Origin of the sequence: Aquitalea palustris, from assembly GCF_003693445.1 — a bacterium.
Classification (GTDB): Bacteria; Pseudomonadota; Gammaproteobacteria; order Burkholderiales; family Chromobacteriaceae; genus Aquitalea; species Aquitalea palustris.
The window spans coordinates 91586-99167 of the sequence record NZ_RFAR01000052.1 but is presented as its reverse complement, the minus strand read 5'-3'; the positions used below and the strand labels follow the sequence as shown (position 1 = coordinate 99167).

The following is a 7582-nucleotide window of genomic DNA, read 5'->3' as shown; positions in this document are numbered from 1 at the left end:
CCTGCTGCTGCGCGGTGACGTTGGCTAAGAGGCGGGTGAGATGTAGATGAACAAGGGCTGCCATGGCAGCCCTTGTTTTATGTTTGTCACGAAATGGTGATCACTAATGAATATATTGTGACAATTATATTTTTCGTAAATTTTCGATATTGAAAATCAAGCAGAAACAACAGGATAAATGGCTTTGCGTGAAGATATTCTCGGCTTGCCTTTGCCTGTTTCTGCAACGATAATCGCCGCATCATGCAGGAGAGAGCGGTCAGCAAGACCGCCGCCGAAGGCGCAAGCGCACCCGCAATCGCTCAGGCAAAAGGACTGCATCATCGGATATCACGTATCTGCTTTACTCTGGAGAGCGCTGCCCATCGAGGTAGCCACCGAAGGGGCTAACGGCGGCTGAAAACGCCCGCCGGAAAATCTCAGGTGTCAGGACAGAGGGGTGTTGTACCAAGACAGGCAAAACACCCCCTTTGCAAGGACGCACAGATGACGGCCCCGAAACGTACCCCCCTGTTTGACGCTCATGTCGCCGCTGGCGCCAAGATGGTTGATTTCGCCGGTTGGGAAATGCCCATCCATTACGGCTCCCAGCTGAAGGAACATGAGATCGTGCGCAGCGACGCCGGCATGTTCGATGTGTCCCACATGACCGTGATCGACATCAGCGGTGCCGACGCCAAAGCCTGGCTGCAACAGCTGATCGCCAACGACGTGGCCAAGCTGCCCTTCGAAGGCAAGGCCCTGTACTCCGGCATGCTGACCGAAGACGGCACCGTGGTGGACGACCTGATTGTCTACCTCACTTCCTATGGCTACCGCATGGTGGTGAATGCCGGTACCACCGACAAAGACCTGGCCTGGATGGATAGCCATAAGGCCGGTTTTGATGTTTCCCTCAATGTGCGTCGCGATCTCGCCATGCTGGCCGTGCAAGGCCCCACGGCCATTGCCAAGGTCTGTGCGGTAAAGCCGCAACTGGCCGACGCCATTCAATCACTCAAGGTATTCCAGGGCTTGCCTGCAGGCGACTGGTTCTTTGCCCGTACCGGCTATACCGGGGAAGACGGCCTGGAAATCATGATTCCGGCTGGCGAAGCCATCACCTTCTTCAATGAACTCGTTGCTGCCGGCGTGGCCCCCATTGGCCTGGGCGCGCGCGACACCCTGCGTCTGGAAGCCGGCATGAATCTGTACGGCCACGACATGGACGAAACCGTGTCCCCGCTACAGGCCGGCATGGGCTGGACCATTGCCTGGGAACCGGCCAGCCGTGACTTCATCGGCCGCAAGGCGCTGGAAGCCCAAAAGGCCGCCGGTGTGCCGATGAAGCAGGTGGGCCTGGTGCTAGAAGGCCGTGGCGTGCTGCGTGAGGGCCAGAAAGTGGTAGTGGAAGGCGTGGGTGAGGGCATTATCACCAGCGGCACCTTCTCGCCCACCCTCAAGCATTCCATTGCCATCGCCCGTGTCCCGGCCGCCACCGGCGACAACGCGCAGGTGGATTTGCGTGGTACGCTCACCGCTGTCCGCGTGGTGAAGATGCCGTTCGTGCGCAACGGCAAGAAAGTTTTCAACTGAACACTGGCTCGGGCGGCCAGCGGCTGCCCGCACCGACATCGCATACTTAGTGGAGATAGAGTCAAATGAGCATTCCTGCCGACCTGAAATACGTTGCCAGCCACGAATGGCTGCGTCTGGAAGCTGACGGTTCCGTAACCGTGGGCATTACCGAACACGCACAAGAGCTGCTGGGCGACATCGTGTTTGTCGAGCTGCCGAAAGTGGGCGCGCAGCTGGCTGCTGAAGAGCAAGCCGGCGTGGTGGAATCGGTAAAAGCCGCTTCCGACGTATACGCCCCGATCGCCGGTGAAGTGCTGGAAGTGAACGCCGAACTGGAAGCCGCTCCCGAGCTGGCCAACAGCGAGCCGTATGCCGCCGGCTGGTTCTTCAAGATCAAGCCGGCCAATGCCGCTGATCTGGACAGCCTGCTGGATGCCGCTGGCTACGCCAAGGAAATCGGCGCCTGATTGCACGCTGACAAAGCCTCGTGATGCTGACCATCGCGGGGCTTTTTCACTTTCAGAACCCGCTCAATATCTGCTGGGCTAGTAGATATGGGGCGATACGGCGTTAAAAAGATTTACGGAATGCGCATTTACGCTGTGTAAATTCCGCTTCCCCATTTTTTATCGATCGTTTTCGCCTTGTCTCGCTCTAGCTCGCTAGATCTTGAATGGATTCTCTGGTTCTGCTCTTCATTACCGGACACCCCCATGACACTTGCTTCCCTGTTTAATCGCAACGAATTCATTGCCCGCCACATCGGTCCTTCCGATGCCGAGCGCAGCGAGATGCTGGCCGAAATCGGTGCTGCCTCGCTGGACGATCTGGTGGCCCAGACCCTGCCGGCCGACATCCGCCTGAACCGTGCGCTGGACCTGCCGTCCCCGGTGCCGGAGGCTGAGGCCCTAGCTGCACTCAAGGCCGTGGCCAGCCGCAACATCGTCAATAAGTCTTTCATCGGCCTGGGTTACTACCCGGTGCTGACCCCCACCGTCATCCTGCGCAATGTGCTGGAAAACCCGGGCTGGTATACCGCTTACACCCCGTATCAGGCTGAAATTGCCCAGGGTCGTCTGGAAGCGCTGCTGAATTACCAGCAAATGGTGATGGACCTGACCGGCCTGGAAATGGCCAATGCCTCGCTGCTGGACGAAGCCACTGCCGCCGCTGAAGCCATGGCCATGGCGCGCCGTGTATCCAAGAGCAAGTCCGAACAGTTCTTTGTCGACAGCCGTGTGCTGCCGCAAACGCTGGACGTGATGAAAACCCGTGCCAAGTACTTTGGTTTCGAGCTGGTTTCCGGCCATCCGGAAGAAGCCGGCAATGGTGACTACTTCGGCGCGCTGTTCCAGTATCCGGGCGAAGCGGGCGACCTGATCGACCTGACGCCCTACATTGCCGCCATCAAGGCCAAGGGTGGTGTGGCCGTGGTGGCTGCCGACATCATGGCGCTGGTGGCACTGAAGTCGCCGGCCGAAATGGGTGCTGACGTGGCCATTGGCAACACCCAGCGCTTTGGCGTGCCGATGGGCTATGGTGGCCCGCACGCTGCCTACTTTGCCTTCAAGGACGAAATGAAGCGCTCGGCACCGGGCCGCATCATCGGCGTGTCGGTGGATGCCAAGGGCAAGACCGCGCTGCGCATGGCGCTGCAAACCCGCGAGCAACACATCCGCCGCGAAAAGGCCAACTCCAATATCTGTACCAGCCAGGTACTGCTGGCCAATATCGCCGGCATGTACGCGGTGTACCACGGTGCCGAAGGTGTCAAGCGCATTGCCAGCCGCATTCACCGTCTGGCCGCCATCTTTGCCCATGCGGTAACGAGCTCCGGTGGCAAGCTGGTATTCGACCGCTTCTACGACACGGTACAGGTGGAAGCGGCCAATGCCGACGCCATCTACGCTGCTGCGCTAGCTGCCGGTTACAACCTGCGTCGCGTGTCCGCCAGCGTGCTGGGTGTGGCCTTCCACGAAGCGGCTACCGAAGCTGATCTGGCCGCGCTGATCAAGCTGTTTACCGGCAAGGATGCCGACATCGCCGCGCTGGACGCTGCCGCTGCCGATGCCATCCCGGCTGGCCTCAAGCGTGAATCCGCTTTCTTCACCCACCCGGTGTTCAACACCCACCACAGCGAGCACGAGATGCTGCGCTACTTGAAGAAGCTGGAAAACCGCGACCTGGCGATGAATCACTCGATGATTTCGCTGGGCAGCTGCACCATGAAGCTGAATGCCACCAGCGAGATGATTCCCATCACCTGGCCGGAATTCGCCAATATGCACCCGTTTGCCCCGCGTGATCAGGCTGCCGGTTACCTGCAACTGATCGACGACCTGCAAACCCAGCTGAAAGCCATTACCGGTTTTGACGCCATCTCCATGCAGCCCAACTCTGGTGCGCAGGGTGAGTACGCCGGCTTGCTGGCCATCAGCCGTTACCACGAAGCGCGTGGCGAAGGTCAGCGCAATATCTGCCTGATTCCGCAATCCGCCCACGGTACCAACCCGGCTACCGCGCAGATGATGAATATGCAGGTGGTGGTGGTGAAGTGCGACGAGTCCGGCAACGTCGATGTGGCCGACCTCAAGGCCAAGGCCGAGCAGCATTCGGCCAATCTGGCGGCGCTGATGATTACCTATCCGTCCACTCACGGCGTGTTTGAACAGCCGATTCGCGAAATCTGCGACATCATCCACAGCCATGGTGGTCAGGTGTATATGGACGGTGCCAACCTGAATGCCCAGGTGGGCCTGTGCCGTCCGGCCGATATCGGTGCCGACGTATCGCACATGAATTTGCACAAAACCTTCTGCATCCCGCACGGCGGTGGTGGCCCGGGCATGGGCCCGATCGGCCTGAAAGCCCATCTGGCGCCGTTCATGGCCAACCACGTGGTGGCTGACGTGCCGGGTGCGGTTGCCGGTCAGACTGCGGTGTCCGCTGCGCCGTTCGGCTCGGCTTCCATCCTGCCCATCTCCTTCATGTATATCCGCATGATGGGTGCCGAGGGTATGAAGGCAGCTACCGAAAACGCGCTACTGTCCGCCAACTACATGGCCAAGAAGCTGGGCGAGCACTTCCCGGTGCTGTACAGCGGTGCCAATGGCCGTGTGGCGCACGAGTGCATCATCGACCTGCGCCCGCTCAAGGCCGCCAGTGGCGTCACCGAAGTGGACGTGGCCAAGCGCCTGATGGACTACGGCTTCCACGCGCCGACCATGAGCTTCCCGGTACCGGGCACGCTGATGATCGAGCCGACCGAATCCGAACCCAAGGCCGAACTGGACCGCTTCATTGCCGCCATGACCGCCATCCGTCAGGAAATCGACCAGGTGCAGAACGGCACATGGCCGGAGGATAACAACCCGCTGCGCAATGCACCGCACAGCAAGGCTGACATCGCTGGCGACTGGGACCGTCCGTACAGCCGCGAAACCGGCCTGTTCCCGCTGCCTTACGTGCTGGAAAACAAGTTCTGGCCGAGCGTGAACCGTATCGACGACGTGTACGGCGACCGTAACCTGGTGTGCAGCTGCCCCAGCACCGACAGCTATCTGTAAATCAGCCCTGCGGGCTACCGCCCGCCGCTTATGCAAAAACCCCGCGCGAGCGGGGTTTTTTCTTGTCGGTCTGCTGATGAGGGGTGGGATTTTGTCATGCTTAAGCGCCTGCTTTTGCTCTGGAGCAAATACTCTATGCGGTGGGTGGGATATTCTGCCACAGTTGTTTGTCATGAAAAAATGGCGCTGGCAAGCTGTGGCTGTTAAAAAAGCGTGATTTATTTTTAGTGCTTATCTTAAAAAAAGCAGCTTCATGGTGGATGGTTGCTAGAATAGCCGTCCTTCCACTGCCGGGGGAGGATGCAATGAACACGACGGCAATATTCATGTTGGGATCAGGTTGAAAGTCGCTATGCTGCACGAGCTAACATCGCTTACTGAAGAAACGATGGCACGTTTTGCCTTGTTGGCAAGGCTGCGGCATCCGGTATGGGTGTTTGATATCGACCGGCAGCGGGTGTACTGGGCCAATGCCGAGGCACTCAAGGTGTGGGATGCCACCACGCTGGACGAATTGCGTGGCCGCGACATGGGGCGCGACATGTCCGAGTCGGTGGCGCGTCGCCTGCGTCAGTATCAGAGTGATTTCGAGCGTTTCGGCATGGAGTTTTCCGAATCGTGGACGCTCTACCCCAATGGCAAGCCGCGCAGTCTGCAAGTGGTGTTCAGCGGCCTGCGCCATCAGGGCAGCATGATGATGCTGTGTGAGGCCCTGGGCGAATTGCAGGCCGATCCCAACACCCTGCGCAGCGCCGAGGCGCTATTGCACTTGCCGGTGTTGATCACCCTTTATCAGGCGGATGGCCCGGCCTTGTACCGCAATCCGGCCGCGCGTGAGAAAGTGGTCGATCCGGCCGAGAGCTGGCAGGCGCACCTGATCCATGCTGCCGATCGCGAATTGTTACAGCTGCAATTGCAGCAGCAAGGCAAGGGGCGGCTGGTGGCGCAGGTGATGACCCGCCATGGCGAGCGCTGGCACGAAGTATCGGCGCGCCATTGTCGCGATGCGGTGTCCGGCGCAGACGCCGTGCTGATCAGCGAAGTGGATGTCAGTGAGCTGAAAGATGCCGAAGCCCGCGCCCGTTACCTGGCCATGCACGACACCCTGACTGGCCTGCCCAACCGCAATTTCGTGTTGCAGAGTTATCCGGCGCTGCTGCAGCAGGCCAAGCGCCAGGGCTGGCAAGCGGCCCTGCTGTGTATCGATCTGGACCGGTTCAAGAATATCAATGACAGCCTGGGCCATGCCTTTGGCGACCTGCTGCTGGTGCAGATGGGCGAGCGGCTGAAAGCACTGCTGACACCGCATCAGCAACTGGCACGGCAGGGTGGGGATGAATTCCTGGTGCTGCTGTGTGCACCGCAAGTGCAGCAACAGGCCGCCGTGCTGGCTGCTGCCATGGTCGAGGCGCTGGCGCGGCCGCTATGGTTGCGCGGACAGGAAGTCAGGCTGACGGCCTCGGTGGGCATCAGCCTGTGCCAGGATGGCGCCGAGGATATCCAGGGCCATATGCGGCATGCCGATCTGGCCATGTATAGCGCCAAGGATGCCGGCCGCAATGGCATCCAGTTTTATGATAAGGCGATGGATGCCCGGGCGCGCACTCGTCTCGCCCTGGAGTATGAGATCCGTCGCGGACTGGAAAACGGCGAGTTCGAAGCCTTCTACCAGCCACGGGTGGATTGCTTCACTGGCGAAATCGTCGGCGCCGAAGCGCTGGCACGCTGGCGGCATCCTGAGCGTGGCCTGCTGTTTCCCGACAGTTTCATCCCGGTGTGCGAGGAAAGTGGTCTGATCCGTGAGCTGGACCGCCAGATACTGGCACAGGTCGCCAGCCAGCTGTCCCGCTGGGAAGCACAGGGCAGGCGCTTGCAGGTGTCGGTCAATCTGTCGGCCAGCCAGTTTGCTGATCCGGCGCTGCCGGATGCCTTGCAGCAGATTCTGCAAGCCAGTGCCTGTCGCGCCGCCGCCATCGAACTGGAAATTACCGAATCGCTGCTGCTGGCACATGACCAGAACACGCTGGATACGCTGGCCAGCTTGCGCGCCATGGGCTTTGCCATTGCCATTGATGATTTTGGCACCGGCTATTCCAATCTGGCCTATTTGCAGAACTATCCCCTCAATACCCTGAAAATCGACCGCTCCTTTATTTCCGGCCTGCCACAAAGCTCGGCGATTCCGCAGCTCATCACCAGCCTGTGTCGCATTCTTTCGCTGAATATGGTGGCCGAAGGGGTGGAAACCCACGCCCAGCTCCACTGGCTGCGCCAGCAGGGCTGCCAGCAGTATCAGGGCTATCTGTGCAGCCGGCCGGTATCGCTGGCACATTTCAACGAATTGCTGGAGCACAGCACCGCCCCGGTGTGATGCTGATGGTGAATAAGCTTAGCGGGAATGCGTCATTTGATTTTGCCGCATCTTCCCTTAAGCTGATGCCCAAGCGGGGCCCCGCACG

General features: G+C 59.8%; 5 protein-coding genes and 2 riboswitches. Of the genes, 4 read left to right on the top strand and 1 reads right to left on the bottom strand.

From position 1 onward, the window contains the following. Window positions 1–236 precede the first annotated feature (236 nt). Window positions 237–328, top strand: a riboswitch (glycine riboswitch). 10 nt (window positions 329–338) lie between these two features. Continuing rightward, window positions 339–445, top strand: a riboswitch (glycine riboswitch). 41 nt (window positions 446–486) lie between these two features. The 3 genes from gcvT (at window position 487) to gcvP (ending at window position 5123) form a co-directional block, all read left to right on the top strand. Beyond that, on the top strand, window positions 487–1575 hold the full coding sequence (gcvT, locus tag EAY64_RS13175; protein ID WP_103525207.1) for a glycine cleavage system aminomethyltransferase GcvT: 1089 nt from the start codon (window positions 487–489) through the stop codon (window positions 1573–1575). 65 nt (window positions 1576–1640) lie between these two features. After that, window positions 1641–2024, top strand: a complete 384-nt coding sequence (gcvH, locus tag EAY64_RS13170) for a glycine cleavage system protein GcvH (RefSeq protein ID WP_103525206.1) — start codon at window positions 1641–1643, stop codon at window positions 2022–2024. A 246-nt stretch (window positions 2025–2270) separates the two neighbouring features. Then, window positions 2271–5123, top strand: a complete 2853-nt coding sequence (gene gcvP / locus EAY64_RS13165) for an aminomethyl-transferring glycine dehydrogenase (protein WP_103525205.1) — start codon at window positions 2271–2273, stop codon at window positions 5121–5123. Between the two features lie 133 nt (window positions 5124–5256). Here gcvP and EAY64_RS20285 read toward each other — a convergent pair whose 3' ends face one another. Continuing rightward, window positions 5257–5451 carry a hypothetical protein gene (locus EAY64_RS20285; protein ID WP_147456223.1) on the bottom strand — a complete coding sequence of 65 codons (195 nt, stop codon included), beginning with the start codon at window positions 5449–5451 and terminating at the stop codon, window positions 5257–5259. A 60-nt stretch (window positions 5452–5511) separates the two neighbouring features. Between EAY64_RS20285 and EAY64_RS13160 the strand changes: the two genes are divergently transcribed. Continuing rightward, the gene (locus EAY64_RS13160; RefSeq protein ID WP_103525204.1) at window positions 5512–7494 is read left to right on the top strand and encodes a putative bifunctional diguanylate cyclase/phosphodiesterase; all 1983 of its coding nucleotides are present in this window, start codon (window positions 5512–5514) and stop codon (window positions 7492–7494) included. Window positions 7495–7582 lie beyond the last annotated feature (88 nt).